The sequence below is a fragment of the Natrinema amylolyticum genome (assembly GCF_020515625.1).
Classification (GTDB): Archaea; Halobacteriota; Halobacteria; order Halobacteriales; family Natrialbaceae; genus Natrinema; species Natrinema amylolyticum.
This window is the reverse complement of the sequence record NZ_JAIWPJ010000002.1, coordinates 756,785-782,204: the sequence shown is the minus strand read 5'-3', so window position 1 is coordinate 782,204 and position 25,420 is coordinate 756,785. Positions and strand designations below refer to the sequence as shown.

The following is a 25,420-nucleotide window of genomic DNA, read 5'->3' as shown; positions in this document are numbered from 1 at the left end:
CGGATGTCCCATAGTCACGGCTGGTCCTGCAGCGACGAGTAAGAGTCCAAGAACAACCGCAAGGAGGTTAAATCGCATTAGTTATTCATCCTTTATTTTTCTCTTTGTTCTTGGACTTTTTGTTACCACTGTTCTTGTGACTCGACCGCCCACGTTTGCGGTGGGAGTCGCACGACGTGACGGGTCCACACCCTATTCCGAACTGGTATCAAATTTCGATCCCTTCGTCCGAACGTCAAAACCGCGGAAAATACAGATAGTGGTAACTCTACGGGAAGTTAGTATTAGTCGAGAAGCGGGCCGTTTGCGAGTGGGCGCTACAGGATTTGAACCCGTGACAGCTTGGTCCGAAGCCAAGTACTCTGTCCAGACTGAGCTAAGCGCCCGCATGGAGTTATTCCGGGTGGTTCCGTATAAGTCACTCGATTTTCACCGATTCCGTCAGGGAACGACATGCACAGCGACCGGGAATTTTCAGTCGATGACAATCGCCGCCGGGGGTCTTTGTTATGTAGTTCCAACGTCTAGGTACGTCATGACGGAAACCGAGGCCCCCATTCCAGACGAGGCGCAGTCCGGTGCGACACCGCTCGAGTTACTCTCGGACGACGAGGGGAGCTGGACCGCCGTTCCCGCGGACGCGAGCGGCGACGAGCGGGTGAGCAAGTGGCTCGAGATCGAGGGCGACGCGCTCTGTGATCTCGAGGAGTGGTGCTGAGACGCCGGCCGAATGCGGTGACCGATCGAGACGGGCGGCTCGCGCTCGGTTCCCACTCGACTCTCGTTCTCGCTCCCGTTCGCTCGAGTCCTGAATACCGAACAGACCAACGGCCGGACCGAGCGACCAATGCTCCTGACGGCGGACCGTACCGTTTAACCGGGCCGCATGACCACTCTCGCGTATGACAGTCGGGGAGACGGGTCGCGGGTTGCTCGAGTTGACGCGACCGGTGAACGTGATCGCGGCGAGCGTGTTGACGTTCATCGGCGCGTTCGTTGCGGGCGGCGTTGGCGAGGAGCCGGTCGCGGTCGCCGCGGCGGTGGGGGCCACGGCGCTGGCGGTCGGTGCGGGCAACGCGATCAACGACTACTTCGATCGAGAGATCGACCGGATCAACCAGCCCGGCCGGGCGATCCCCCGCGGCGCGGTGAGTCCGCGCGGTGCGCTCGCGTTCAGCATCGTCCTCTTTGTCGGCGCGGTCGCATTCGCACTCACGTTGCCCCCGCTGGCGATCGCCATCGCGGGCGTCAATCTCCTCGCGCTGATCGCGTACACCGAGGTCTTCAAGGGGCTTCCCGGCCTCGGAAACGCGCTCGTCGCCTACCTCGTGGGCAGCACGTTCCTCTTCGGAGCCGCGGCGGTCGGCGAGATCGGTCCGGCGATCGTCCTCTTCGTCCTCGCCGCGATCGCGACGCTGACCCGGGAGATCATCAAGGACGTCGAGGACATCGAGGGCGACCGCGAGGAGGGCCTGCACACGCTTCCGATCGCGATCGGGGAACGTCGGGCGCTCGCCGTCGCCGCCGTCCTCCTCGTCCTCGCGGTCGTCGCGAGCCCGATCCCGTTCCTCCGTGGGGAGTTCGGCGTCGCCTACCTGCTGGTCGTCGTCCCGGCCGACGCCGTCATGCTCGCCGCGGCCTACGAGAGCTTCGAGGATCCGACCGTCGGTCAGTCACGTCTCAAATACGGGATGTTTCTCGCCTCGCTGGCGTTCATCGTCGGGCGCGCCGCCCTCGAGCTCTCGCTGCCACTCTAACGCGCGGGAACGACGGTGGCGGCGGATCGAGTGTCTGTTCCGATCGTCCACGTAACCGGCGGGTTTATAATCAAAAGTACTATAAACCGCTTCGCGTATTTTCATACAACACGCCGGCCTTCGGAGTGGGCTGTGGTACCAGCTCGTTACCATGGCGATGGATGTGAGTATCCCGTATGTATGACCTCGCAGATGTCCTTCCGGACGTCGAACTCGATCCGGGGACGAACGTACTCGTCGCGGGCCCGCCACTGACAGGGAAACGACGGATCGCCTTCAATATCCTCGGGAGCGGCGCAAACCGCGGTGACGGTTCGATCGTCATCACCACGAAAGACAGCGCCGACAAGGTTCTCGAGAGTTTCGACGACCACGTCGACGAGGGAGTCGAGCCGGACATCGGCGTCGTCGACTGCGTCACGAAACAGCGCGGCATCGGGACGATCGACGACGATCCGCGGATCAAGTACGCCTCTTCGCCCGTCGACATGACCGGGATCGGCATCAAGCTCTCGGAGTTCCTCCAGGAGTTCTACGAGACTCGTGGCCTCACCGAGAACCGAGTCCTCCTCCACTCCGTCTCGACACTGTTGATGTACTCCGATCTGCAGACCGTCTTCCGGTTCCTCCACGTCTTCACGGGTCGAATTCAGAGCGCCGACGCGCTGGGCGTCTACGTTATCGACTCGACGGCCCACGACGACCAGACGATGAATACGCTCAAGCAGCTCTTCGACGCCGTCGTCGAACTCGAGGAGACGACCGACGACGAAGAACCCGAGATCCGGACGGCCGGGCTGTCGACGTAGACTCCGCTCACAACGTTTCGTATCCGTGCTGGACTGGTATTCCTGCATCGACGCACGGACACAGCCACGTGAAGGCGTCCGTTTGTCACCGCGACCCCGAGACGTTTTGCCCTCGAGCCCGTACGCTCGCGTATGCCAGTCGAATCCGCGGACGAACTCGAGGAGATCCTCGGGTACGAGACGATCGCCGTCGTCGGCTGCTCGAGCACGCCCGGGAAGGCGGCCCACGACGTGCCGAAGTACCTGCTCGATCACGGCTACGACGTGATTCCGGTCAACCCCTTTGCGGACGAGATTTTCGGCCGGGAGGTCTACGATTCTCTCGCGGACGTCGAGGCGGAGATCGACGTCGTCTGTATCTTCCGGCCCAGCGAGGAGGTCAGCGAGATCGTCGACGCGGCCCTCGAGCGCGACGACGTCGACGTCATCTGGACCCAACAGGGGATCCGCGACGACGAGGCGGCGGCTCGAGCGGAGACTGCGAACCGAACCGTCGTTCAGGACCGGTGTATGAAAGTCCAGCATCGACGGCTCGTCGCCTGACGAGGCGGCGACGAGGGCTCCGGTCGTCTCGATTACGAGGCCGGTGCCGACTCGGCTCGAAGCGCTGCGAGGGCGTCTTCGATCGTCGTGTGCATCACGCCGTCGGCGATCGCCTGGAGGTGCCGGATCCGGATCACCGTTCGAACGAGCGGTCGCCCGGGGAGTTCGGTCACGGTCGAACTGAGTTCGTCGGCGTCGATCTCGGCCGGGTACGCCGCGGCGCGCTCAGCGACGTACTGACGCGTCGCCACCTCGTCGCTGGTCAACCGGTCACGGATCTCTCGTTGCTCGGCGGGCGAGACGGTTTCGGCGATCGGCACCGAGCAGACCGACTCGCAGTACCACTCCAGTGCGCACACGGCGGCCTCGAGGATCGCCTCGTTCGAGTGCTCGAGCGACGCGTATAGCTCGGACGCGGCAGCGTCGATCGCGGCCCGTCGCTGGGCGACGAGATCCTCGAGTCGGTCGGGAACGTCCGAAGCGAGGACGGCGTCGATCAGGGCGTCGGTCGATCGATACGCGTCGGGATCCCCGTCGAAACAGACGAGCGGAAGCGTCGCGACGTCGTTCTCGAGATCTTCCGGGAGGTCCGCGAGATCGTCGATGACGGTCAGGACGAACAGGCCGTTCGTCGCGATCGTTCGGAGGTGGTCGAGTTGGACGTTGGAATAGCGGCCGCTGGTCGCGACGAGCGCGACCGCGAGTTCGCCCCAGACGCCGCCGCGTGCCTCGACGCGAGCGATGGCGTCGTCGACGGTCGCCGTCGCGGCATCGAACTCCGCTTCCGCGAGTTGGCCCGCACCGATCTCGCGGACGGTCTCGAGCACTGGGTCCAGATCACTGTCTTCGGGGGCGTCGGCGACGGCTTCGACGACGTTCGTAAAGGCGATGTCACCGACCGAAACGTGCTCGTTCAGTCGTCGCTTGCGATCCGTGTCCCACTCGTCGGAATCGTCGATCGCGTCGTCGTGGAGCGCGCTCGTCACGAAGAGATCGGTCGGGATCGACGCGAGCGTTTCGGCGAGGGCCTCGTCGTCGGTTTCGAGGAATACGAAGAAGTTCGTAAACGCGCCTAACAGACCGCCCTGTTCGGCGTACGCGTCGACTGTCTCCCGGAGAGCAGGTGGGAGTTCCTCGTTGGACGGAAGGGTATCTGACAACCAGCGCATATCTCCCTCTCTCGAGGGAATCTAATGAGTGTACTGATGGCCGAACCGCCGGCCGATCTTAGGACGTCCACTCCTCGAACGAGCGGTAGATCCCCTTCGAGAGGTAGCGCTCGCTCGAGTCCGGGAAGAGCGTCACGACCGTCTCGTGGGGAACGTCGAGATCGCCGTCGGCGATCTCGCGGGCGACTCGCTTCGCGGCCACGCTCGCGGCACCCGCGCTCGAGGCGACCAGATGGCCCTCCTCGCGAGCGAGGCGTTTGAGTTCGTCGTGGGCGTCGCGATCCGAAACGGCGTCGACGTCGTCGACCAGGTCGGGCTCGAACAGTTCGTTGGTCGCGGTGTCGTGGGTACCGATCCCTTCGGTCTTGTACTCGTCTTCCGCGCGGTCCTCGCCGACGAGTTCGCCGTAGACGGAGCCCTCGGGTTCGACGGCGACGATGTGGGTTTCGGGATCCCGCTCGAGCGCGTAGCGGGCGATTCCCATGAGGGTTCCGGCGGTCCCGCAGCCGGCGACGACCGCGCCGACTTCCCCGTCGAGCGCCCCGAAGATCTCGGGTGCAGTCGTCTCGTAGTGGGCTTCGGTGTTAAGCGGATTCGAGAACTGCTGCGGGACGGCTGCGTTGTCGAGTTCCGCGGCGAGTTCGTGAGCGCGGTCGATCGCCCGCTCCATGCCCTCGTCCGTCGGCGTGTTAATGACCTCCGCGCCCAGCGCGGCCATCAACTGCTGTTTCTCGACGCTGAACCGCTCGGGGACGACGAAGACGGCGTCCAATTCGAGTTGCTCGGCCGCGATCGCCAGTCCGATACCCGTGTTGCCGGCCGTCGGCTCGATGATCGTCCCGCCCGTCGAGACGTCGCCGCGTTCGAGCATCCGCTCGAGCATGTAGCGACCGATCCGGTCCTTGATACTCGCACCGGGATTGAACGTCTCGAGTTTCGCGTAGATCGGGACCGCGTCGGGACCGTCCTGGAGCCGAACGAGCGGCGTTCGACCGATCGTCTCGAGTACCGAATCCACCGGCTCCTCGTGGGTCGTCATCGGTTCGGCAAAAGTTGCCCGCGTTGTTAGCTCTTGTCCCGTCGCGGAAACGTGACGTCCCGCGATCGACGGCGCTCGGTGCGGTAGAGACGCTATTCGGCCGTCGTCTCCCCGGTTACTGCGTCGGTCGCTTCCTCTTCGTTCGCCCCGTCCTCGTTCGCTACCGACTCGTCGCCGTCGGCCGCGCTCTCGTCCTCGAGTTCGACTTCGTCGATCGCGGCGTCGGCCAAGATCTGTTCGCCGTCGAGGCCCTGTTCGTCGGCGATCGCGAGCAGGAGTGCGCGCTGCTCAGTGAGCTGGTGGTCCAGGCGCGTGACCGTGTCGTGGGTTTCGTCCATCTCCTCTTCCAGTCCGGTGATGCGCTGCTGGAGTTTCTTTACTTGCTTGTACATCGCCTCGGCCCGATCCGAGAGAGTCTGAATCTTCTTTGCGGTGCTGCCGAGTCCCATACGTACTCGATGTGTCGACGTACTAATGGGCCTTTTCCTCCCGCAGACGTCAGACGTGCTCGAGCTGTGACGATCCGCTCGATCGGTCGTACTCGTTTGGTATACTATCGCACGGTTCGACAGATTTATTACGAACCGCGGACAATCTCCTACTGAAATCGAGGTGATCAGCCATGGTGCGAGCGAGCCCACCCAGCACCTGGATGCAAGGCCTCGACCTCCCGTCCCAGCTGTTCGGTGACACCGGAGGCAGCGATTACGAACTGTACGAGGAGGACGACGAGTTCGTCCTCACGATCGACATGCCGGGCTTCGAGACCGACGAGATCGATCTAGCGTGGGACGACGGGATCCTGAACGTCGCCGCCGAGCACTCCGACGAGAGCCGCGGCCGCAAGAAGACCTACCACCGTCGGTTCCGGTTCCCCAAGATGATCGACGACGAGGAGATCGCCGCCGAGTACACCAACGGCGTTCTCGAAGTCCGGCTGCCGACGGCCGACTCGACCGCCCAGGGCAAGGAGATCCCGCTCGAGGGCTAACCGCTCCCTGAGTCGGCACTCCCGAATCCCAACATCGTCACCGAAGACGAATCGATCCCCGGCTCTGTCCGGTGAACTACCTCCCCGTCGACCGTTCGACTCACGCGCGTCGACCGGTCGGCTCCTGTCCTGAGTTCGTCGTTCCTACAGTCGAACGCGTCGACGAACGGTCTCGATCACACGACGCACAATACAGTGGCCATGCGACTTCGAGTAAAACCACTCAAACGGAAGGACGCAGGTAGTGGCCTGGCCGCGATCGACCGCGAAACGATGGCCGAACTCGGCGTCTCGAGCGGCGAGTTCGTCGCGATCGAGGGTCCGGAGGGTCGCGTCGTCGCGCGCGTCTGGCCGGGCCGCAGCGAGGACGCGGGGATCGTTCGCATCGACGGCCAGCTCCGGCAGGCCGCCGGCGTTCGGATCGACGACGCGGTCGACGTCAAGGCGGCCGACGTCGAACCCGCCGAGCGAGTCACGCTCGCGCTGCCGGAGAACGTCCGCATTCAGGGCGACGTCGGCTCCTACCTGAAGGATAAGCTCTCCGAACGGGCCGTCAGCCCCGGCGATACGTTCTCGCTGTCGCTCGGCTTCGGCCTCCTCTCGACGCGCTCCGGTCGGCGGCTCCCGGTCACCGTCGTCGACACCGAGCCGAGCGGCTCCGTCGTCGTCGGCGGCGACACCGACGTCGAGGTGACCGAACGCGGCGGCGAGGAGCTCTCGGTCGAAGCGACCGGCCCGCTCGAGGGCGAAGGAGAGGCCGACGGCCAACCGCCGGACGTCACCTACGAGGACGTGGGCGGCTTAGACGACGAACTCGAGCAGGTCCGCGAGATGATCGAACTGCCGATGCGCCACCCCGAACTCTTCAGAGCGCTCGGCATCGAGCCGCCAAAGGGCGTCCTGCTCCACGGTCCGCCGGGCACCGGCAAGACGCTGATCGCCCGCGCCGTGGCCAACGAGATCGACGCCCACTTCCAGACGATCTCCGGCCCGGAGATCATGTCGAAGTACTACGGCGAGAGCGAAGAGCAACTCCGCGAAGTGTTCGAGGAGGCGGCCGAGAACGAGCCGTCGATCGTCTTCATCGACGAACTCGACTCCATCGCGCCCAAGCGCGAGGACGTCCAGGGCGACGTCGAGCGCCGCGTCGTCGCCCAACTCCTCTCGCTGATGGACGGCTTGGAGCAGCGCGGCGAGATCACCGTCATCGGGACGACGAACCGCGTCGACGCCATCGACCCCGCGCTGCGCCGTCCCGGCCGGTTCGACCGCGAGATCGAGATCGGCGTCCCCGACGCCGCGGGCCGCGAGGAGATCCTCCAGATCCACACCCGCGGCATGCCCCTCGCCGAGGACGTCGACCTCGAGCGCTACGCCGAGAACACCCACGGCTTCGTTGGCGCGGACCTCGAGAACCTCGCGAAGGAGGCCGCGATGACCGCGATGCGGCGAGTGCGGCCCGAACTCGACCTCGAGGAGGACGAGATCGACGCCGAGGCGCTCGAGGCGATCGAGATCGGAGAGGCCGACTTCAAGAGCGCCCTCCGCGGCATCGAGCCCTCTGCGATGCGCGAGGTCTTCGTCGAAGTTCCCGACGTGAGCTGGGACGACGTCGGCGGCCTCGAGGACGCCAAGGAGCGCCTGCGCGAGAGCGTCCAGTGGCCGATGGAACACGCCGACGCCTACGAGCGAGTCGCGCTCGAGCCAGCCAAAGGCGTCCTGCTGCACGGCCCGCCGGGCACTGGCAAGACGCTGCTCGCCAAGGCCGTCGCTAACGAGTCCCAGTCGAACTTCATCTCGGTCAAGGGACCCGAGCTCTTCGACAAGTACGTCGGCGAATCGGAGAAGGGCGTCCGCGAGGTCTTCAGCAAGGCCCGCGAGAACGCGCCGACGATCGTCTTCTTCGACGAGATCGACGCCATCGCGAGCGAGCGTGGGAGCGGCGTCGGCGACTCCAACGTCGGCGAGCGTGTCGTCTCCCAGCTGCTGACCGAACTCGACGGGCTCGAGGAGCTCGAGGACGTCGTCGTCATCGCGGCCTCGAACCGGCCCGAACTGATCGACGACGCGCTCCTCCGGCCGGGTCGGCTCGATCGCCACGTCTCCGTCGACGAACCCGACGAGACTGCTCGCCGCGAGATCTTCGAGATTCACACCCAGGGTCGACCGCTGGCTGACGACGTCGATCTCGACGACCTCGCGGCCGAGACGGAGGGCTACACCGGCGCGGACGTCGAGGCCGTCTGCCGCGAGGCCGCGACGATCGCCGTCCGCGAACACGTCCGCGCCGCGGCGACCGGCGAAGCGCGCGACGTCGACGAAATCGAACTGACGGCCGACCACTTCGAGCGAGCGCTCGAGGAGATCTCGCCCGAATCGGCCGCCGAGTTCGAACCCGGCCCGCGGGCCGGCGACTTCGACGAGGTCCTCGAGGGCGCCGAGACCGAAACCGAGGCGGAGTAACCGATCGGTCCCGCGCCCGACGCGTCGCCGCTTCGCGGTCACCGTCGCCGGGTCCGTCGGCGTCGTCGATCCGCACAGTCCGTCGCTCCCTCGTTCCCGTCCGACCCGTATGCCGTCCGGCGATCCGAGAGGCGAAAGGTCCTTAAGTTCCCTCTCCCTACTATGGGATGGACTAGGTCGGGCAGTTTGGCCCTGCTCGTTACCCGCGCTATGGTCATTAGCGGGGACCGAACACCGCGGGCGTCCGGTCAGACCGACCGGGGCCTCGGGAGCCAACAGAGAAGCCTCGTCCGTCGGGGACAGCGGTCCGTGATGGCCGTCCGCAGGGACGCCCCATCGCGGTTAGTCGGCGACAGCCCATCAGGCGCGGAAGCGAGCAGTGGACCGCCGGACACCTGTCGCTCGACGGGTTGCGGGGTGGAGAAGGCAACCGAGATTCCCCCGGCCGGAACGCCGGGCAACCGCGGTCGTCCGCATTCATACCGCACGAAGTTGTTCTGCGCGAGCGGCGGCGCTGCGCGCCTTGCTCGTTCGACAAAATTTCGATTGAAAACGTTCCTCCCTCCGTTCGTTCCTTTCAGTACTCACGTCGGTCGTCAGCCCGCTCGCTCGGCCGGTAACTGAGTGACCGCCTGCCCTTCTCCGCTGAGCGGACGCTCTGCGTCCGCGAGGGTGTCGGCATGCTCACAAATCGAAGGTTTACGGCATCACGAAACGGCTTCGCCGTCTCGAAGGACTTCGCGCCGACTGCTCGAGGGACCAGCGGTCCCTCACCGCCCGGAGGAGCACGCTCTTCCGGAGAGTCGTGCAGCTCGAAGGTAGTGAGAGGCGCGCTCCCGGCTGCCGGATCGGTCGAACCGGGATCGCGATCGGGAACGATGAAACGGAAAAGACGACCGCTGGGCGCGTTATTCGGCCGGTTGGACGACGCTCTGACCGTCGCCGCTCTCGAGGTTGAGACCGCCCTCGAGGGTTCGGACGGGGTAGGGGATGTCGATTCCTTCCTCGTCGAAGCGCTGTTTGACTGCGGTGACGTACTCTCCGCGGGTTCGAACGAAGTCGGCGCGGGACGGGTTCGCGATCCAGAACCGCGACTGGAGGCCGACGTCGGAGTTCCCGAGTTCCGTCAGTCGAACCGAGGGCGCGGGGTCGTCCATGATGTCGGGGTGGCGCTCGGCTTCCTCGACGATGATTTCCGTCGCGCGTTCGATGTCGTCGTCGTAGCCGATTCCGAAGACGAACTTCAGTCGGAGTTTGTTGGCGTCGACGGGGTTCTTGAGAACGCCGTCGGTGAGCGCCGAGTTGGGAACGGTGAGCAGTTCGTTGTCGAACGTTCGGACTCGAGTCACACGGAGGCTGATGTCCTCGACGACGCCGGCGTAGTCGCCGTTGTCCCACTCGATCCAGTCACCGATTCGGAACGGTTTGTCGGTGTAGATGAAGACGCCCGCGACGAAGTTCGAGATCACGTCCTGCATCGCGAACCCGATAGCGAGCGCCCCGGCCGCCGCGATGCCGGCCATCGAGACGAGGAAGTTCCCGTAGTCGGCGAACCCGAAGGCGATCGCGACGGCACCGAATCCGATGCCGAACCGCGTCAGCATCAACAGCGGGTTCTGGGCGTGTTCGTCGATCTCTCGTCGGTCGAACGCTCGTTTGATGAGCGGTAAGACGACTATTCGGCCGACGAGCCAGATCGCGACGAGCGCGATGACGAACTTGATCGCACTCTCCGCGGCAGCGGCCTGTGCGACAGTGAACCCGAACTCGTCGAGGCCACGACCGATCGGACCGAGGGCCTGTATCGGGGCCAACTCGATCCCACCGCTCATCGATGGACCACTGCCGTATGGCCGCGCGTATCGATCAATTCAGCATTGACACGCTCGGCGAGATCTGCCGCCTTTTCCTCAGTCGAACTCCCCGCGCGGGCTGCGCGGAGGAATTTTACTTTCACGAGGTCCCGATCCGAGAGCTGGTCGTCGAGTTCGTCGACGACTGCGTCGACGCCGCTCTTCCCGACCCAGACGGTGACGTCGAGATCGTGCGCTCGCTGCTTGAGTTCCTGTTTATCCATGGCCCCGAATAACGAACCGAGGCGCTTCAATCTTCTCGATTCCGACGCCGGCGGAAACCGGTCGCAAATACCGATTTGATGACGGACCGACGGTCACTCCTCGTAGGGATAGCGCGCGTGTGCACCGCAGTCACAGGTGATCACGACGTGGCCGTCCCGCAATCTCACGCGGGCGTTCTTTCCCGGACGGAGGTACGCATCACACCGATCACAGGTGAACCGTCGAAACTCCCGCGGCAGCGTCAGGCGGTTTCGCTCCGCGACCCGCCGGGCGAGCCGAACGTAGTATCGAGCACGGTCGTCCGCACCGTTCGCTGCCGCCGCTCGAGCGTGGTCGTGCAGGCGCTCGATCCGTTCGGCAGCGACGTCCATACCCCCCTTTTCGTCGGTCGACCTATTGATGTTGCGCTCCCGCGGCGTACTGGAGTCGATCGCGTTCGTTGAACCATCTGTTAGCTAATCCCACGCCATCGACGGGTTGAGACGACTGTTTCCCTGATTGAAAAGATTCTTTACTCCGCCACGCGTTCGACGTAGTACGCAATATTGTTATATATCAGATGAGAATGGGTGTTACATAACGGTATGAATTGGAACCCCTCCCCGCCTGACGACGACGGCGTGAGCAGACGCTCGTTTCTGGCCGCCGGTGTGACCGGCGCGGCCCTCACGACGAGCGGCTGTATCGACCGCGTTCAGAGCGTCGTCGATCAGGGCGAAGACGAGCAATTCTCGCTGTCCATCACGACGGTCCCCGCGGATGCCGATCGACAGAACGTCCGGATCGCCCGCCGGCTCGAGGCGAACCTCGAGAAAGTCGGTGTCGACGTCTCGTTGGATATGCGGTCGCGATCGGAGTTACTGGAGGCCGTTCTGATCGACCACAACTTCGACTGTTACGTCGGGCTCCATCCCGCCGGCTACGATCCCGACTTCCTCTACGAGGCTCTCCACTCCACGTACGCGAACGAGGCCGGCTGGCAGAACCCCTTCGGGTTCACCAACATGGCCTTCGATACGCATCTCGAGAATCAGCGGCGAACCGACGGCGACGAACGCGAGCGACACGTCCGGGCCGTCCTGACCGGACTGGCACGGGCGAAACCGTTCGACCCGATCTGTATTCCCGAGGAGCATCGCGTCGCCCGCGCGAATCGGTTCGACGGCTGGAGCGGGGGGAACCTCGCGACCCGCCACGGTTATCTCGGTCTCGAACCGGCCGACGGTGTCGACCGGCTGCACGCACTCGTGACCGATAGCCGAATGACTCGGAACCTCAACCCGCTCTCGGCGACGCTCCGGAACCGCGGGACGACGATCGATCTGCTCTACGACTCCTTGGGGACCGAACACGAGGGCGACGTCAAACCGTGGCTCGCCGAGTCGTGGGAGTTCGCCGAAGTGACATCGGATTCGGACTCCGAGACAGCAGATGGAGTGCCGATGCGGACGGCAACGATCACGCTTCGAGAGGCGTGTCAGTTCCACGACGGCGAACCCGTGACCGCCGAGGACGTCGCCTTCACCTATAAGTTCCTCAGCGACACGTCGTGGGGACGGGCCCCGGTCCCGTCACCGGCACCGCGGTATCGGGGCCACGCCGACGTAATCGAGGAAGTGACGGTCGACGACGACCGCGAGCTCACGGTCACCGTGACGGGCGGTCGAGAGACCGTCGAGCGGGCGTTTACTGTGCCGATTCTGCCCAGACACGTCTGGCTCGAACTGATCGATCAGTACGCGACGGGCGGCGATTTCACTGCACCGCAGGGGCGGTGGTCCGTCGTCTCCGGAAACAACATCCCGCCCGTCGGTAGCGGCCCGTTCCAGTTCGATAGTCGCTCTGAAGACGAGTCCCTCGTCCTCCAGCGCTTCGAGGAGCACTTTACGCTTCGGGACGACGTCGAACTCCCCGAACCGACGGTCGAGGAAGTGCAGTTCTCCGTCGATCCCGCGAGCAACTCGTCGATCACTCGCGTCGAGGACGGCGGGGCAGACGTCACGGCGACGATGCTCAATGCCCACTCGGTGCCCACGATTCCCGACTCGCCGGACCTCGAGCATCTCCGGTCCCCGTCGCGAGCGTTCTATCATCTCGGATTCAACGTCCGAAATGCGCCCTTCAGCAACCCCCACGTTCGCAGGGCGGTCACGCAGTTACTCGACAAGGAGGCGATCGCGACGGACGTGTTCTACGAGAAGGCGACGCCCGTCGCAACGCCGGTGACCGACGAGTGGGTCCCCGGGAGCCTCGAGTGGAGCGGTGACGATCCAGTGACGCCGTTCGCCGGCACTGATGGCGATCTCAACGTCGAAGCCGCGAAAGTGGCGTTCGAGCGAGCCGGGTTCCGATACGATGATAACGGGCGACTGCTTGGGGGCTATTAGGAGCGATGCTCGCCGACGTGCTGATTCAACTCGTCGTCGTGACCGGGATCCTCCTCCCGATCTCGGTAGTTCTCTTTATCGGCCGAGAGCGCCTCGTACAGACGCGATCGGAGTGGCGAGCCCGACTCAAAACGTCAGCACCCGCTATCGCCGTCTTGCTCGTCGTCTTGCTGATCAATCGGTTCGCCAGACAGCGCGCACCGCGGCTCTCCCGAGATATCGGATTTCATCTCACCTCGAGTTTCTACAATATCGAGGGGGAGTTCATCCTGCTCTTTCAGTCGATCGCGACCCCGGAGACGACGGCGTACTTCTCGTCGGTCTACGTCTACGGCTACGTCTTTTTGCTCATCTTTCCGGTTATCGCGTACTTTACGCTGGCCGATACGCGAATGTTCCGTCGGTTACTGACCGCGTACGCGCTCAACTACGTAATCGGACTCGTCCTTTACATCTTCGTCATCGCGTACGGCCCCCGAAACGTGATGCCCGCCGAAGTCGCGGAAACGATGCTGTTCGATACCAATCCACAGTATCAATACCTCACCCGCGAGGTCAACAGCAACACCAACGTCTTCCCGTCGCTTCACACCTCGCTCTCGGCGACCGTCGCGACGTTCGCAGCGATAACGCGCTCGACGTTTCCGAAGTGGTTCCCCGTCGCGGTCGTGCTGGCGGCCAGCGTCGCGATTTCGACGATGTTTCTCGGAATCCACTGGGGGATCGACGTCATCGCCGGAATGCTTCTCGCGGCCCTCTGTGTCGTTCTCTCGGACAGACTCGTCGGTCGCTGGCCAGTCTCCGACCTACTCGACGAACGGCTCCGAGAGGTCGAGGACCGGATACCGTGGTTGGATCGAAGTGAGTAGTTGCGATCGAGTCAGGAATACCGGTGGTAGTGACCACCGGACTCGGAGATACGGCCCAGAACACCCGTCTCACACAGTGTTGTGGAGCAATCCTGCCAGCTAGGAAGAGCACAATACTGTTATATCGTGGCTCTTCAAGTATGATAAGCGAACGAAATGAACAGGAGACGGGCCGCCCCAAACGGAGAGAGTCGTGGTGACCGCGGGTCCCTCGGTCGCCGTGCCATGTTGGCAGCGACAGCCGGACTGACGGTCTCGAGCAGCGGCTGTCTTCGCCAGGTCCGGAATATCGTCAGGTCGGACGACATCCAACAGCTCTCCGTGACGATCACGACGGTCCCGGCGGACGCGGACAGACAGTCCGTCCGAATCGCACGTCATCTCGAGGAGAACCTCACGGCCGTCGGGGTCGACGTTTCCATCGACCTTCGGTCCGACATCGAGTTCCGTCGAGCGGTACTGTACGACCACGATTTCGAGATCTGTATCGGACGCCATCCGGGCGGGGCCGATCCCGACTTCCTCTACGAGGCGTTGTACTCGCGGTATATCGACGAATCTGGCTGGCAGAACCCCTTCGGGTTCAGCAACCAGAACATCGATGCACTCCTCGAGGACCAGCGCAACGCCGAGGGTGACGATAGACGGAAAGCCGTCACGGCGATGCTCGAGGCGATCGCGACCGAGCAGCCGTTCGTTCCGATCTGCGTCCCCGAGGAGCACCGGGTCGCCAGGACGGACCGGTTCGACGGCTGGAGCGAGGGCCATCTCGCGACGCGCCACGGCTATCTCGGTCTCGACCCGGCCGACGGCGTCGATGCGCTCCGAGTCGCCCACACTGACGCCAGGCCGACGGAGAATCTCAATCCGATCGCGACCGACTACCGTCATCGCGGAACGATCACCGATCTCCTGTACGACTCGCTGGCGACGCAGAACGGTGACGAGGCGATCGAGCCGTGGCTCGCGGAGTCGTGGGAATGGGACGGCCGAACGGTCGACATCTCTCTCCGGGACGGTTGTGAGTTCCACGACGGCGAGCCGTTGAGCGCCGAAGACGTCAAGTTCACGTATCAGTTCCTCCAGGATACCTCGCTGGGCGATCACGATACGGCCTCGCCAGCACCGCTGTATCGGGGACAGGTCGACGCCGTCAAATCGGTCGATATCCGCCACGGCCACCGCGTCGAACTCACGGTCGAAACGTCGCCGGCGGTCGGCGAGCGTGCGCTTCTCGTACCGATACTTCCCGCTCATATCTGGCGTGATCGGGCGACCGACGTCATGGGACCCGGCGGCCCCAGCATCGCCCAGGGAACCACGGAGGCCGTCGTCACGAACAACGTTCCGCCGATCGGGAGCGGCCCCTTCCAGTTCGCCGGTCGGACCGAGGGGACCCAGCTGACGCTCGAGCGGTTCGACGACCACTTCACGCGTCGCCCGACCGTCGATCTCCCGGCACCGACCGTCGACGAGTGTCCTATCGAGATCCATCCGAGCGGCGACACGGCGGCACAGGTCGTCGCGAACGACGACGCCGACGTGACGAGCCTCCCGCTCGGCCCCTCCGATATCGGCGGTGTCGACACGTCCAACGACGTACAGTTGCTCGAGTCGTCGTCGTGGTCGTTTTACTGTCTGGGATTCAACACCCGCGACGCACCGTTTAGCAACTACCGGTTCCGGCGGGTACTCGCGCAGTTACTCGACAAAGAGTGGTTGGTCGACGAGATATTCCACGGTCACGCCCGTCCCGTCGCGACTGCAGTCACCGACGAATGGGTGCCCGAAAGTCTCGAGTGGGACGGGAGAGATCCCGAAACGCCGTTCCTGGGCTCGGAGGGCGAGGTCGACGTCCGCGCGGCGAAGGGAGCGTTCGAAGCCGCCGGGTTCCGATACGACGATCACGGCCGGCTTCGGGTCAGACAGTAACCGACCGATTCGCCGCTCTCGAGACGCGAGATATCGCCGCAGCTAGTCGATTCGACATGGAAACGGCAAAAACGGGACGAACGGCCGTTAGTCCTCGAGCGCGTCGGCGATCCGCTTGAGCGCGCGGGTCTGGTCGCGGAGCTCGTCGCGCATCTGTCGGACCTCGCGAACGAGTTCCTCGTTGCTCTCGTCTTGTCCGCCAGCGCCCGGACCGCCCGCACCGGGGCCACCCGGGCCGGCACCGGGGCCGCCACCGCCGCCCATCATGCCGCCCATCATTTGAGCGAACGGGTTGCCGCCCATGCCACCCGGACCGCCGGGGCCGCCACCGCCGCCGCCGAACGGACTCTCCGGGGGCTCACCCTCGCCCTCGCCTTCCTCGGCTCGCTTCTCTCGGATTTCCTCGACGCGCTCGCGGAAGGATTTCTCCTCGCTTTCCTCGCCTGCGTCTCCGTCGGGGGAGTCGTTTTCGTCCGTCATACCATCGGATTCCGTTGCGTCGGGGAAAAGGGTTGCCATGTTTCGGATGCTCGTACCGATCGTCTCACCGACTCGATCGGCGATCAATGCTTGCACAAAACCGACCCGAGCGGAGCCGAAACCCATCGTATGGACGACCAATCCGACCGAGACCCGATCGTCAGCGAGGGACCGTACGCGATTGTCGACGCGAGCGACGGCGACCGAGCGGACTATCGGCTCGTCTCGACGGACGATGACGGGGGCGCCGACGCGGCCGACCGGCAGCGCGGCGTCCCGATCGACGACGCGTCTATCGCCGACCTCGAGGCCATCGTCTCGCGACTTCGAGGGCTGAAAACCGACGTCGAGGACGCACCGGAGTCGATCGAGCTGACCTGCCACGAGTGCGGCAAGACGTGGACCTACACCGGGTCGGACGAGCACGCGTCGTGTCCGAACTGCGAGACGGAGGTTCCCGTCGAGGGAATCGGTCCGTGAGTACGGGACCACAGAACGACGACCGATACCGAAGGCGCTACTACCACGAGCACGAAGGCCGAACGATTGTGAGCGGCGTCGTCGAATCGAGACACCTGGGACAGCATGGATCAGTGGACGCAAGAACGCGACCGTCGGTCGGTCTCCGAACGCCAGCGGGGTGACCGATGACGCGGGCGACGAGACGGGAGGCGATCGCGGGGATCGGAACGTCGCTGGCGACCGTCGGCGGGGCGGGCGTCGTCGCCGGACCGGCAGACTCGGCGTCCGTTCCCGAGGCGGATCGAGAGACCGACTACCCCCGCTGCGTGTATCAGCCGGACGGTGACGGCGGGTGGGACGTCACGATGCCGATCAGCACGCACGTCGTCGTACCGGGCGAGCGACGGGCGCTCGCTGCGATCAAAGCCGAGTTTACGGGCCTCGAGAACCTCCGCTGGACACGAGCGTTTCCCGACGCGGAGACCGCGGCGTGGGACAGCGACGGCAAGGAACTCGTCGCCCCGGACTACTCGGTTCGCCGGCCGCGGCTGGGCGACGAGTGGAATCACGTCCACGTTTGGGAACTCGATGCGGACCGGGTGGCGATCCACGCGCATCTGGACGTCGTCGACCTCGAGTACGAGTACCTCCACCGCGGCGCTCACTACGACGTCGCCGCGCGGCAGGTCCGCGAGCACCTCCCCGCGAACGACTGGCGGCGAGAAACGTCCTACAGTATCGAATACGGCGTCGACGAAGAGAAACGAGCGAACTGGGGTGCGACCGGCGATACGAAACTCGAGTACGTCCCCGACTGATGAAATGCCCCCTGAACGCTATCCGAACGACCCGAGCGACGACTGGAGATTCCGCTCCGACGCGCCCGCCTCGAGGTCGTAGCCGACCAGATCGCGCATGTCGACGGCGTAGGTCGTCCCGCCGTTCGCGAGGACCAGCAGTCGGCCTTTGACGCCGACGACGGTCCCCGAGGCGATCGTCTCGCGGACCGGGCGGGCCTCGAGGTCCATCCCGTAGTCGAACTCGAACCGGTCGATGACGTCGAACTCCGCGAGAGCTGACCCCCAGGCGGCCTCGTCGACATCGGCCGCGAGCGCGGCGACTTTCGGGCCGGTTCGAACGCGGTCGACGAGCCGGGTCGCGATTTCGGCCTCGAGTTCGCGGGCGACGCGGCCGTTCGAAACGGTGTGAACGTGGGCCGCGCGGTCGGCCCCCTGCTCGCGCAGGCGGGTCTCGAGTCGCCGGTGTTTCGTGACACCGACCTTGAACGTGTCCGGGGCGAAGGCCGCGATGTAGACCGCGTGTTCCTCGTAACAGTCCATCTCGTCTTTCAGGCAGGTTCCGGTACAGCGCGCACAGACCCACGTGTTCGTGTGATAGTCACAGTAGGGGGTCGACGGCCGGTCACAGGAAACGTGCTCGTCGTCGTGGACGGTGCCGGCACAGTGGCGGTCGCCGAGCGCGTACGCGAGGTCGTCGCCGGCCTCGAGCGGGCGGGAGTCGACATCGCCGCTGCCGTCGCTTATCAGCAGCGCCGACCCTCGCCCGCTCGGTTCGTAGCCGACCAGTTGCACGGACTCGAGTTGGAACCGGGTGCAAATAGACGTCACGCTCTCGCCGGCGATGGGCGGACAGCGGACGACGACGTGGCCCGTGGCTATATACCACGGCGGCACAGTCGGCCCGTATGGACAGTTCGGAACTGCGGCGGCGGGATCTCCTCGCCGCGGCATCGGGCGGCTGTGTCGCGCTCGCAGGCTGTACGGACCCGAGAGTTCTCGGTGCGTACAGAGCGTCATACGGACGGAACTACGGAGGCGAGTGAGCGTGGCCGATCAGACGCCACGACTCGGACTGGGAACGTACGAACCCGGCGACGAGTGGGATCACACCGACACGGTCGAGGCGGTCGATCGACACGCGATCGTCCGCGGCCCCATCGCCGACCGTCCGATGACGGGCGAGTACGACGACGAACTCTACCACGCTACCGATCAGGGGATCACGTGGCGCTGGGACGGGGACAGCGATGATTGGGTCTACTTCGGCGGCCGGGGAAGCCCCGATCGGCCGGTCCCCGGGACGAGCCACTTCGAGGCGACGACGACCACCCATGCCCGCACCGCGGAGTCGCCCGTCTGGAACGTCGAGGCCCACGGGATCGAAGGCGACGGAGAAACCGCGGTCGGAGCGGCCGTCCACGACCTCCTCGAGACCGTCGCCGACGCGGGCGGCGGAATCGTCTACTTCCCGCCCGGGAGGTACCTGCTCGAGCGGACGCCGCTGATCGGGGACGACACGGTCCTGCAGGGCGCGGGTCGGGCGACGGTCCTCGAGGGGCCCCGACCCGACGGCGAGGAAGGGCGGGCACTGCTCTCGAACAGGAGGTTCGACGCGACCGGGTACGACGGCGCGTCGAACTGGACGGTTCGCGACGTCCGGATCGACGCGCCGGACGCGACCGGTATCATGCCCGCCCACGCCGAAAACGTCCGTCTGGAGCGGATCTACGGTGACCGCATCTACTATCACCACGTCGACGTCGTCTCCGCGAAGAACGTCACCGTGGACGGCTACTGGGCGACTCGCGGCGGGGAGGGCGGCTCCGACGCGCCGGTGCAGTTCGACAATCAGAACGCGGGGACCGGGACGAACGGCGTGTGGGACGGGAAACGGGAGACGCTCGTCGCCGACGACGGGACGCCGACTCGGAACTGCACCCTCACGAACTTCGAGATCGATCCGACCAACGACCCCGAGTACGGCGTCCACCTCCACCGGGACGGCAACGAGTCGATCACGATCAGCGACGGGTACATCACCGGCTGCCGGCATTCGGCCATCAGGGCCGACACCGGCGGACTGGTCGCAGACCTGACGATCGACGCCGTCTCGTGCATCGAGAACGCGCGCGGGATCTCGCTGGGCCATATCGAGGACGGCCGGCGGGAACTGACGATCAGCAATGTCACGATCAGGACCGACAGCGACGCCACGGCCGCCGGATCGGGACTGTACGCGGGTGGGTTCGACGGCGCGGCGATCTCGAACATCGTCGTCGACGGGGAGTTCACGAACGCGATCATCTTCGACGACATGGCCGATCTGAAGCTCAACGGAATCACCGCGAAGGGGGCCAGAGACCAGGCGTTCCGGTTCAGGGACGGCGTCGATGCGACGCTGACGACTGCCCGCGCGGCCGACTGTGGCGACGCGGGCGTCTACGTGGGGTCGGGCAGTAGCGTCGACTACGGCGGCGTCACGTTCGACGGCGTCGGGCAACGCGTCAAGGTCGACGGCGAACTCCGGGAGTGGACGTCGTCGTGATTGCGAGCGACCGGACGGCCAAGACCTATCCGCGACGGGGTCGAACCCACCGGCAATGAGCCTCGAGGGATCGCTCGAGACGCCGGCGGACGGGTCCAGAGACGCCGTCATGTTCGTGTTCACCGTCACCAATACGAGCGACGAGTCCGTCGAGCTCGAGTTCTCGGACGCCTGCAAGGCGGAGTTCGTGCTCGTCGACGACGGCAGCGAGGTCTGGCGGTTCAGCGAGGGCCGCATGTTCGCCCAGGTACTGAGTTCGGAACGACTCGATCCCGGCGAGTCGACGACCTACGAGGCGGAGTGGTCCGACCCCGAGCCGGGCGAGTACACTGCGATCGCGGAGTTGCGGGCTCGAGAGACGGACTGCGAGGCGACAACGACGGTCACCGTTCCACGATGAGCGGGGAGGAGACGCCGTCGGGACCGGAGACGCCTGCCCGAACCGATTCGTATTAGCTGAACCAGTTTTAGCTAAATAGAAAGTCTATTTCGATTGTCGAAGAGGAACTATTGTGCTTCTCCATAGGGTATATACCGGCTGCGTCCGAACGGACGACCATGCAAGCGCTGGTCATCGCGGCACACGGATCGCACCTGAATCCGGACGCCTCGGATCCGACCTACGCCCACGCGGACACGATTCGCGAGACGGGCGCGTTCGACGAGGTCCGCGAGGCGTTCTGGAAGGAAGAGCCGCACTTCCGCGAGGTGATCCGCACCCTCGAGTCCGACGAGGTGTTCGTCGTCCCCCTGTTCATCAGCGAGGGCTACTTCACCGAGCAGGTCATCCCGCGGGAACTGCGACTCGACGATTGGGACCCCGATCAGTGGGAGTCCGACGGCACCAGCGCCTCACAGGCCACGCTCGAGGCCGAGGACGTCGGCAAGACGATCCACTACTGCGGGCCGGTCGGGACCCACGACGCGATGACGGACGTGATCGTCCAGCGAGCCGAGACCGCGACGGAGGACCCGGACGTCGGGGAGGGGTTCGGCCTCTCAGTCGTCGGCCACGGTACCGACCGGAACGAGAACTCCGCGAAGGCAATCGAGTACCACAGCGACCGCATCGCCGAGCGCGACCGCTTCGACGAGGTGAAGGCGCTATTCATGGACGAAGAGCCGGAGGTCGACGACGTCACCGACTACTTCGAGAGCGATGACATCGTCGTCGTCCCGCTTTTCATCGCCGACGGCTACCACACGCAGGAGGACATTCCCGAGGACATGGGACTGACCGATGACTACCGTCTCGGGTGGGACGTACCGGCCGAGGTCGACGGCCACCGGATCTGGTACACGGGCGCGGTCGGGACCGAGGACCTGATGGCGGACGTCGTCCTCGAGCGAGCGGCCGACGCCGGGGCCGACATCGGCGACGCCCGGGATGCGGTCCGCGAACTGGCCGCGTCGGTCGCAGAGACCGGGGCCGACGCCGGCCCCGAACCGGGTGCGGGAGCGGGTGCGGGGGACTGACGAGTGACGGTGGCGACGGACGATCTCGAAACGTTGCTCGAACGCGCGTCCGCCGGCGTCGCGTTCGACGGCCTGCGCGTCGCGGAAACGGACGGCGAGTACGTCCTCGAGACGGCCGAAAACGAGTGGGCCGGCCTCGACGAGACCGAACTCCGTCGAGCGCTCGAATCCGCCGAGGAGTACGTCACGAACTGGTACTACTGGCAGGAGACCGTCGGCGGCGAGGGGACCGCTCGTCGGGCCTTCCTCCGGTGGTGCGAGCGCGCGCCGCTCGTGGACGCCGACCCGGACGACGCGACGACCGGTCCCTGGAGCGACGGCGGCGGAGACGACGACGCGACCGGTCGCCCGGCGACGCTCGGAGTCACGGAACGGTACGACGCGCTCCGCGGCGGCATCGACCGCGAGTGGGGCCAGCTCTCGATCACCGTCCGCTTCGTGGATATCGACGATCCTGACGGCGAGCGCGTCTACGATCTCTGGCACGTCGACGACGCCGACAGCGATATCAGCGATCTCGAGATCTACGACGACCCGCGCGACGCGCGGGAACTCGCGACTTACGACGAGGACGGCCGCTACCGGCCGCTGAAGACCGCGCCGACGCTGCCCGGCGGCTGGGCGTTTACCGGTCTCTCGGGCGACGAACTCGTCGAAACGGTCGAGTTCTTCTATCCCGCGACGGTCGCCAACTGGCACCGCGAACTGCGCGGGAACTTGGACGTCGACCACTGGCTCGAGACCGCCGAGCGACAGACGGGCATCTACGACGTGATCGACGAACTCCCCCGCGAGGCCGTCGAGTGGATGGCCGAGGCCTGCTGCGTCGACTCCCAGTGTCTCCGCCGCCGCGAGTGGCAGTACGAGGACGGCGACGATCTCGACGTGGACGGCGGCGACGGGCCGTTCCCCTGCCGCGAGCCGTGCTCGCTCGTGATCGCCGCCGCCCGCAAGTGGGCCATCCTCGAGTCCGAAGACGAACACACCTACGAACTCGAGTTGACGACGAGCGAACTCAATCAGCTCGAGGAACTGATCGACGCGGTCGCGGAAGACCGAACCGACGAGATCCGCGAGGCGGACGTCAACGACGGTGCGAACCGCTACCGGGCGCGATACCTCCGAGCCAAGCGATTCGACGACGAGGGCGACCTCGAGGCGACCCGGGTCGACGACTGACTTTCTGACGGCGATGGCCCGACCGCTCGATTTCGACACGGCGGGACGGACTCCCGGTCGAGCGGATATCGTCGCCGCCGCGTGAATTACCCGAGACCTGAGCTAGCGGTGCTACTGGAGCAACAAGAGCAGCGCCACGAGAACGCCGGCGACGACGATACCCATCCCGGCCGTGGCGACGGGGCCACCGATCGTCGCCGCCGTCAGCGCCGCGACGCTGACCGCGACCGCGCCGAGCGCGAGCACGACGAGCGTCGCCGGCTCGAGTCCACTCAGGGCGGTGAAGCGATCGATAGCGCGCTCGAGCGCCGTCGGGTCGGGCTCCGGTCGAGCGGGTTCGGCGAGCGATTCGTCGACGTCGACGTCCGGCGGCCCGGGAATGACGGTGACGTCGATCGTGACCGATTCGGAGCCGTAGCCGGCCAGCACCTCGAGACGGCCGTCGACGGGTCGGTCGATGACGTCGGCATTGACGGCGACCGGGACTGCGGTCACGGTATCCGGTTCGATGTAGTAGTTGGTCTCACTGAGCGATGCGATCCGGTCGAGGTCATCGTCGAGACGGCAGTGAACGTGCGCGGGCGTCTCGTGGCCGTGTAACAGGACCCCGAACGACTCGCTGGTCTCGAGCGTCTCGCTCGCCGCCTCGAGCGCGTTGGCGGCCCCGCGGTTGACGTGGACGGTGACCTCGGTTCCGGACATGATCTGTGGAACCTTACGCCGGCGTCTCCTCGCGCATATCCGGCGGCAGCAGGTTCGGAATACCGTCTTCGATCGGGTACGCCTCACCACACTCGGTACAGACGAGTTCGCCGCCGACGACCTCCTCGTCGTCGTACTCGGCGTCCTCGAGTTCCAGTTCGTGTTTGTCGAGCGGGCAGCAGAGAATGTCCAGCAACGACTCCTTCATACTACGTAGGCTTGCCGCCTGAAGCAAAAGGTTTCGGGAACGTCGCGAGCGAGTCGTCCGCGACGGCCCCTCGCGGCTTACTCGTAGGGGTTCTCGACGACGACGGTCTCCCCGCGACCGGGGCCGACGCCGACGGCGTAGATGGGGGCGTCGAGCTCGTCGCTGATGTACTCGAGGTAGGTGCGCGCGTTCTCGGGGATGGCTTCGTAGCCCTCCTCGGCGACCGCGGCCCAGTCGACCTCTGGCCAGCCATCGAAGGATTTGAACGTGGCTTCACAGCGCCCCCACTGTTCGGTGGTCGGTGGCATCGTGAAGATCTCCTCGCCGTCGAACTCGTAGCTGTGGCCGACCTCGACCGTGTCGAGGCCGGAGAGGACGTCGATGTGATTGACCGCGAGCCCGGTGAAGCCGTTCGCGCGGGCCGCGTGGCGGAGCATCGGCATGTCGAGCCAGCCGACCCGCCGCGGGCGGCCGGTGACGGTACCGTACTCCCCGCCCTCGTCGCGAATGTAGGTCGCGAGCTCCTCTTCGTCCTCACTGGATCCCTGATCCGCGTCGTAGTCGGGCGTCTGATCCTCGACGCCGCCGAGTTCGGTCGGCAGCGGTCCGGTCCCCACCCGCGAGAGGTAGGCCTTGACGATCCCGATGACCTCGCCGTCGCCGATGACGGTCGGCCCGAGTCCGGTGCCGACGGTCGCGCCGCCCGCGGTCGGGTTCGAGGAAGTGACGTAGGGGTAGACCCCGTGGTCGATGTCGAGGGAGGTTCCCTGCGCGCCCTCGAGCATGACGTTCTCCCCGGCGTCGATCCGGTCCTGGAGGAAGGTGCCGCAGTCGACGGTCATCTCCTCTTCGGCGAGGCGCTCGCCGTACTCGCGGTAGGTCTCGTAGAGATGGTCGATATCGAACGCCTCGCCGGTCTCCTTGTCGAATACCTCCTCGGCGAGGGCCTTCTTCTGAGGGACGACGTACTCGAGCCGTTCGCGGAGCGTATCGGGGTCGAGTAAGTCGCCGACGCGGACGCCGCGGCGGCCGGCCTTGTCCTCGTAGGTCGGGCCGATGCCGCGCTTGGTCGTGCCGGCGGCGAGGTCCTCCTTTTCCTCCTCCTCGATGCCGTCGAGCGCGCGGTGATAGGGGAGAATAACGTGTGCGCGCTCGGCGACGCGAACGTCGGGCTCGAGCCCGCGGTCGCGGAGGGTATCGATCTCGTCGAACAGCGTCTCGGGGTTGACGACGCAGCCGTTGCCGAGGACGCCGACCTTCCCTCGGACGGCTCCCGACGGCACCAGCGACAGTTTGTACTTCGTACCGTCGTGGACGACGGTATGTCCAGCGTTGTCGCCGCCCTGATAGCGGGCCACGACGTCGGCGGCGTCGCCGTAGAGATCGACGACCCCACCCTTGCCTTCGTCGCCGAGTTGCGACCCGACGATAGTGACGGTCATAACAGCGGCGGATTCTTGCCGGGCCGATAAACAGATTTCGGTATACGGGTGGCTCTCGGTCACGGAACGAGTTCGACGGACCATCGACC

The 25,420-nt window shown here is 65.4% G+C and carries 26 protein-coding genes, 1 tRNA gene and 1 other RNA gene; 16 read left to right on the top strand and 12 right to left on the bottom strand.

The window, feature by feature from the left end:
- Positions 1–311 precede the first annotated feature (311 nt).
- A tRNA-Arg gene (locus tag LDH66_RS14140) sits at positions 312–386 on the bottom strand.
- Positions 387–535: 149 nt separating this feature from the next.
- On the opposite strand from LDH66_RS14140, the gene LDH66_RS14135 reads away from it, so the two are divergent.
- The 4 genes from LDH66_RS14135 (at position 536) to LDH66_RS14120 (ending at position 3,109) form a co-directional block, all read left to right on the top strand.
- Positions 536–718 (top strand): DUF7511 domain-containing protein, encoded by a 183-nt coding sequence (locus LDH66_RS14135; protein WP_226481713.1) that lies wholly within the window; start codon positions 536–538, stop codon positions 716–718.
- A 184-nt stretch (positions 719–902) separates the two neighbouring features.
- Positions 903–1,757 (top strand): geranylgeranylglycerol-phosphate geranylgeranyltransferase, encoded by an 855-nt coding sequence (locus LDH66_RS14130; protein WP_226481712.1) that lies wholly within the window; start codon positions 903–905, stop codon positions 1,755–1,757.
- A gap of 176 nt (positions 1,758–1,933) precedes the next feature.
- Positions 1,934–2,566: an RAD55 family ATPase gene (locus LDH66_RS14125; RefSeq protein WP_226481711.1), complete on the top strand. Its 633-nt coding sequence runs from the start codon at positions 1,934–1,936 to the stop codon at positions 2,564–2,566.
- Positions 2,567–2,698: 132 nt separating this feature from the next.
- The gene (locus LDH66_RS14120; protein ID WP_226481710.1) at positions 2,699–3,109 is read left to right on the top strand and encodes a CoA-binding protein; all 411 of its coding nucleotides are present in this window, start codon (positions 2,699–2,701) and stop codon (positions 3,107–3,109) included.
- A gap of 32 nt (positions 3,110–3,141) precedes the next feature.
- Here the strand turns inward: LDH66_RS14120 and LDH66_RS14115 are convergent, their stop codons facing one another.
- The 3 genes from LDH66_RS14115 to LDH66_RS14105 all read right to left on the bottom strand — a co-directional run bounded on the left by LDH66_RS14115 (position 3,142) and on the right by LDH66_RS14105 (position 5,766).
- Positions 3,142–4,278, bottom strand: coding sequence for a class 1 isoprenoid biosynthesis enzyme (locus tag LDH66_RS14115; RefSeq protein WP_226481709.1), 1,137 nt, complete (start codon positions 4,276–4,278; stop codon positions 3,142–3,144).
- Positions 4,279–4,336: 58 nt separating this feature from the next.
- Entirely contained in the window at positions 4,337–5,317 is a 981-nt protein-coding gene (locus tag LDH66_RS14110) for a PLP-dependent cysteine synthase family protein (RefSeq protein ID WP_226481708.1), read from the bottom strand.
- Between the two features lie 92 nt (positions 5,318–5,409).
- Positions 5,410–5,766 carry a DUF5798 family protein gene (locus tag LDH66_RS14105; RefSeq protein ID WP_226481707.1) on the bottom strand — a complete coding sequence of 119 codons (357 nt, stop codon included), beginning with the start codon at positions 5,764–5,766 and terminating at the stop codon, positions 5,410–5,412.
- Between the two features lie 173 nt (positions 5,767–5,939).
- Between LDH66_RS14105 and LDH66_RS14100 the strand changes: the two genes are divergently transcribed.
- From LDH66_RS14100 to ffs, 3 genes are all read left to right on the top strand, one after another.
- Positions 5,940–6,308, top strand: coding sequence for an Hsp20/alpha crystallin family protein (locus LDH66_RS14100; RefSeq protein ID WP_226481706.1), 369 nt, complete (start codon positions 5,940–5,942; stop codon positions 6,306–6,308).
- 201 nt (positions 6,309–6,509) lie between these two features.
- Positions 6,510–8,771 carry a CDC48 family AAA ATPase gene (locus LDH66_RS14095; RefSeq protein ID WP_226481705.1) on the top strand — a complete coding sequence of 754 codons (2,262 nt, stop codon included), beginning with the start codon at positions 6,510–6,512 and terminating at the stop codon, positions 8,769–8,771.
- Between the two features lie 165 nt (positions 8,772–8,936).
- An RNA gene (ffs, locus tag LDH66_RS14090) (signal recognition particle sRNA) lies at positions 8,937–9,248 on the top strand.
- A 431-nt stretch (positions 9,249–9,679) separates the two neighbouring features.
- On the opposite strand, the gene LDH66_RS14085 is transcribed toward ffs, so the two are convergent.
- The 3 genes from LDH66_RS14085 to LDH66_RS14075 all read right to left on the bottom strand — a co-directional run bounded on the left by LDH66_RS14085 (position 9,680) and on the right by LDH66_RS14075 (position 11,220).
- Positions 9,680–10,603 (bottom strand): mechanosensitive ion channel family protein, encoded by a 924-nt coding sequence (locus LDH66_RS14085; RefSeq protein WP_226481704.1) that lies wholly within the window; start codon positions 10,601–10,603, stop codon positions 9,680–9,682.
- Complete coding sequence (locus LDH66_RS14080) at positions 10,600–10,848, bottom strand: YhbY family RNA-binding protein (RefSeq protein ID WP_226481703.1); 249 nt, start codon at positions 10,846–10,848, stop codon at positions 10,600–10,602. Before LDH66_RS14080 ends, LDH66_RS14085 begins: the two co-directional genes overlap by 4 nt.
- Positions 10,849–10,941: 93 nt before the next feature.
- Entirely contained in the window at positions 10,942–11,220 is a 279-nt protein-coding gene (locus LDH66_RS14075; protein ID WP_226481702.1) for a ribonuclease P protein component 4, read from the bottom strand.
- A gap of 213 nt (positions 11,221–11,433) precedes the next feature.
- Here LDH66_RS14075 and LDH66_RS14070 point away from each other — a divergent pair, with 213 nt between their 5' ends.
- From LDH66_RS14070 to LDH66_RS14060, 3 genes are all read left to right on the top strand, one after another.
- Positions 11,434–13,236, top strand: coding sequence for an ABC transporter substrate-binding protein (locus LDH66_RS14070; RefSeq protein ID WP_226481701.1), 1,803 nt, complete (start codon positions 11,434–11,436; stop codon positions 13,234–13,236).
- Positions 13,237–13,241: 5 nt separating this feature from the next.
- On the top strand, positions 13,242–14,105 hold the full coding sequence (locus LDH66_RS14065; protein ID WP_226481700.1) for a phosphatase PAP2 family protein: 864 nt from the start codon (positions 13,242–13,244) through the stop codon (positions 14,103–14,105).
- A gap of 225 nt (positions 14,106–14,330) precedes the next feature.
- Positions 14,331–16,037, top strand: a complete 1,707-nt coding sequence (locus LDH66_RS14060) for an ABC transporter substrate-binding protein (protein WP_226481699.1) — start codon at positions 14,331–14,333, stop codon at positions 16,035–16,037.
- Positions 16,038–16,124: 87 nt separating this feature from the next.
- On the opposite strand, the gene LDH66_RS14055 is transcribed toward LDH66_RS14060, so the two are convergent.
- Positions 16,125–16,517: a hypothetical protein gene (locus tag LDH66_RS14055; RefSeq protein WP_226481698.1), complete on the bottom strand. Its 393-nt coding sequence runs from the start codon at positions 16,515–16,517 to the stop codon at positions 16,125–16,127.
- Between the two features lie 129 nt (positions 16,518–16,646).
- Here LDH66_RS14055 and LDH66_RS14050 point away from each other — a divergent pair, with 129 nt between their 5' ends.
- Together LDH66_RS14050 and LDH66_RS14045 are read left to right on the top strand one after the other, a co-directional pair.
- Positions 16,647–16,997: a hypothetical protein gene (locus tag LDH66_RS14050; RefSeq protein WP_226481697.1), complete on the top strand. Its 351-nt coding sequence runs from the start codon at positions 16,647–16,649 to the stop codon at positions 16,995–16,997.
- A 167-nt stretch (positions 16,998–17,164) separates the two neighbouring features.
- Positions 17,165–17,797 carry a hypothetical protein gene (locus LDH66_RS14045; protein ID WP_226481696.1) on the top strand — a complete coding sequence of 211 codons (633 nt, stop codon included), beginning with the start codon at positions 17,165–17,167 and terminating at the stop codon, positions 17,795–17,797.
- A gap of 18 nt (positions 17,798–17,815) precedes the next feature.
- On the opposite strand, the gene LDH66_RS14040 is transcribed toward LDH66_RS14045, so the two are convergent.
- Complete coding sequence (locus LDH66_RS14040; RefSeq protein ID WP_226481695.1) at positions 17,816–18,571, bottom strand: DUF2797 domain-containing protein; 756 nt, start codon at positions 18,569–18,571, stop codon at positions 17,816–17,818.
- 253 nt (positions 18,572–18,824) lie between these two features.
- On the opposite strand from LDH66_RS14040, the gene LDH66_RS14035 reads away from it, so the two are divergent.
- The 4 genes from LDH66_RS14035 to LDH66_RS14020 all read left to right on the top strand — a co-directional run bounded on the left by LDH66_RS14035 (position 18,825) and on the right by LDH66_RS14020 (position 22,979).
- Positions 18,825–20,324 (top strand): glycoside hydrolase family 55 protein, encoded by a 1,500-nt coding sequence (locus LDH66_RS14035; RefSeq protein WP_226481694.1) that lies wholly within the window; start codon positions 18,825–18,827, stop codon positions 20,322–20,324.
- Between the two features lie 55 nt (positions 20,325–20,379).
- Entirely contained in the window at positions 20,380–20,724 is a 345-nt protein-coding gene (locus LDH66_RS14030) for a BsuPI-related putative proteinase inhibitor (protein ID WP_226481693.1), read from the top strand.
- A 158-nt stretch (positions 20,725–20,882) separates the two neighbouring features.
- Positions 20,883–21,800, top strand: a complete 918-nt coding sequence (locus tag LDH66_RS14025) for a CbiX/SirB N-terminal domain-containing protein (protein WP_226481692.1) — start codon at positions 20,883–20,885, stop codon at positions 21,798–21,800.
- 3 nt (positions 21,801–21,803) lie between these two features.
- Positions 21,804–22,979, top strand: a complete 1,176-nt coding sequence (locus tag LDH66_RS14020) for a DR2241 family protein (RefSeq protein WP_226481691.1) — start codon at positions 21,804–21,806, stop codon at positions 22,977–22,979.
- Between the two features lie 111 nt (positions 22,980–23,090).
- On the opposite strand, the gene LDH66_RS14015 is transcribed toward LDH66_RS14020, so the two are convergent.
- The 3 genes from LDH66_RS14015 to LDH66_RS14005 all read right to left on the bottom strand — a co-directional run bounded on the left by LDH66_RS14015 (position 23,091) and on the right by LDH66_RS14005 (position 25,331).
- Entirely contained in the window at positions 23,091–23,681 is a 591-nt protein-coding gene (locus LDH66_RS14015) for a DUF7524 family protein (RefSeq protein WP_226481690.1), read from the bottom strand.
- A gap of 13 nt (positions 23,682–23,694) precedes the next feature.
- Entirely contained in the window at positions 23,695–23,889 is a 195-nt protein-coding gene (locus LDH66_RS14010) for a methytransferase partner Trm112 (protein ID WP_226481689.1), read from the bottom strand.
- Positions 23,890–23,966: 77 nt separating this feature from the next.
- A complete protein-coding gene (locus tag LDH66_RS14005) occupies positions 23,967–25,331 on the bottom strand; it encodes an adenylosuccinate synthase (RefSeq protein WP_226481688.1) in 1,365 nt (454 codons plus the stop codon).
- Between the last annotated feature and the right edge of the window lie 89 nt (positions 25,332–25,420).